The organism is Variovorax sp. P1_H12_2 (assembly GCF_056405335.1).
Genome location: NZ_JBFUCI010000667.1, coordinates 1 through 1,941, shown reverse-complemented (window position 1 = coordinate 1,941; position 1,941 = coordinate 1). Strand labels below are relative to the sequence as shown.

Sequence of the window (1,941 nt, the reverse complement as noted above, 5' to 3'; positions counted from 1 at the left end):
CTGATCGCCTGGGCCATCGGCCGCTGGCTGATCGGCCTGGCGCAGCGCCTGGTGGCCAAGGCCCTCGAACGCGGCAAGAGCATGGACCCGACCTTGAATCACTACCTGGTCTCGATCCTCGGCGTGCTGCTCAACATCGTCCTGATCCTCGCGATCCTCGACATGTTCGGCGTCCGCACCACCTCCTTCGCGGTGCTGCTGGCCGGCGCCGGACTGGCGATCGGCACGGCCTGGGGCGGACTGCTCACGCATTTTGCGGCCGGCGTGTTCCTGCAGGTGCTGCGCCCGTACCGGGTCGGCGACTACGTCACCGTCGGCGGCGGCATCAACGGCACGGTCAAGGAGCTGGGCCTGTTCGGCACCACGCTGATCACGCCCGACAACGTCGTCACGACGGTGGGCAACAACAAGGTGCTGTCGGATCCGATCCAGAACTTCAGCCAGTTGCCCTTTCGCCGGGTCGACGTCACCGCGAAGATCGCCAACGGGGTCGACGTGAACCAGGCCATCGCGCTGCTCAAGGCCGCGGTGAGCCAGATCGCCAACGTCTCGGCCGAGCAGCCGCCGGACGTCGAGATCCTGCAGTTCACGCCCGAGGGGCCCCTGCTCGCGGTGCGTCCGTACACCCACACCGACCACTACTGGCAGGTCTACTTCGACACCCACAAGGCGATCGTCCGCACTTTCGGCGCCGCCGGCTATCCGACGCCCGAGACCCCGCTGGTGCACCGGTCCGTCGCACCGCCGCCGACCGCCTGAAAAAAACCCGCCGACGGCGGGTTTTTCATTGGGGCCTTGGGGCCAGTCAGGGCTTCTTGGCGGCTTCGTGCTGCTCGGTGCCCGGAACCTTCTCGCCGATCTTGTTGCCGACCTTGCGAGTGCCGTCAGCGGCGTCGGTGGCCACGTTGTCGATCGCCTTCCCGGTCGCCTTGGCGCCCTTCTCGGTGGCCGTCACGGCCTTCTTGGTGCCGCTCTTGGTCGAATCCCAGGCCTTCTCGGTGCCGCTCTTGGTGGCATCCCATGCCTTCTCGCCGGCGTTCTCCACCTTCTGGGTGGTGCTGGGCGCCGTGGTTTGCGCGGTTGCCGACACGCCGATGCAGGCGAAGGCCAGGGCCACTGCGGCAGGCAGGGTGCGAACGATGGATTTGCTCATTGGATGGGCTCCTTGTATGAGTTGGAGTGACGGTTTGCCACTCTGATGCAACGACTGCACGAGTTCGCAGGATGACACCAATATCCCCTGCCGCACCCCAACGGCCCCAAGTCGGGTGCTTCGCCTACGCCGGGCGCGGGCTGTCGGCCGACAGGCCGATCAGCGAAGCCAGACGTGGCAGGGCCGCGGCGGCGTTGCGCGTGGTCGCTTCGGCCAGCGCCGAGCGCTCCATCCCGCGCAGGCCCGCCACGACCTCGGCGATGCGCGGCAGCTCGCCGGGCTCGTTGCGCCCCTGCGGCTGGCCCGCCTCCCGCTGCGCCTGCGTGCGATAGAGCCAGTGGGGCTGGATGTCCGGCGCGTCGGTTTCCATCACGATCGCATCCAGCGGCAGCATGGCAGCGAGCCGGCGCAGCTGCAGGGCGCGCTCGAAGGTCACGGCGCCGCCGAAGCCCAGCTTCAGGCCCAGGTCGATGCAGGCCTGCGCCTGCTGCTCGCTGCCGTTGAAGGCATGCGCGATGCCCTGCCAGCCCTGGCCCGGTGCCACCTGGCGCAGGTGCATCAGCACCTTGTCCACCGAGCGGCGCACATGGATGATGACCGKCAGCCCGTGCTTGCGCGCCAGTTGCAACTGACTGTGAAAGAAGCGCTCCTGCTTCGCGGGGTCCAGGCCGGCGACGAAATAGTCGAGGCCGATTTCGCCCACCGCCACCAGCCGCGGGTCGTCGCGCCGGCGGCCGAGTTCCTCGTCGAGCAGCCCCAGATCCTCGTCGCGCGCTTCGCCGGTGCAC

3 protein-coding genes are annotated in these 1,941 nt (G+C 68.4%); 1 reads left to right on the top strand and 2 read right to left on the bottom strand.

The annotated features are described in order from the left end of the window. Nucleotides 1-759: mechanosensitive ion channel family protein (locus AC1D2K_RS33975; RefSeq protein ID WP_478094746.1), on the top strand; the 759-nt coding region annotated here is incomplete at its 5' end. Between the two features lie 46 nt (nucleotides 760-805). Here the strand turns inward: AC1D2K_RS33975 and AC1D2K_RS33970 are convergent. Continuing rightward, nucleotides 806-1,153 carry a hypothetical protein gene (locus AC1D2K_RS33970; RefSeq protein WP_478094744.1) on the bottom strand — a complete coding sequence of 116 codons (348 nt, stop codon included), beginning with the start codon at nucleotides 1,151-1,153 and terminating at the stop codon, nucleotides 806-808. Nucleotides 1,154-1,277: 124 nt separating this feature from the next. Continuing rightward, nucleotides 1,278-1,941 (bottom strand): TatD family hydrolase (locus tag AC1D2K_RS33965; RefSeq protein ID WP_478094742.1); only part of this gene is annotated, 664 nt, incomplete at its 5' end.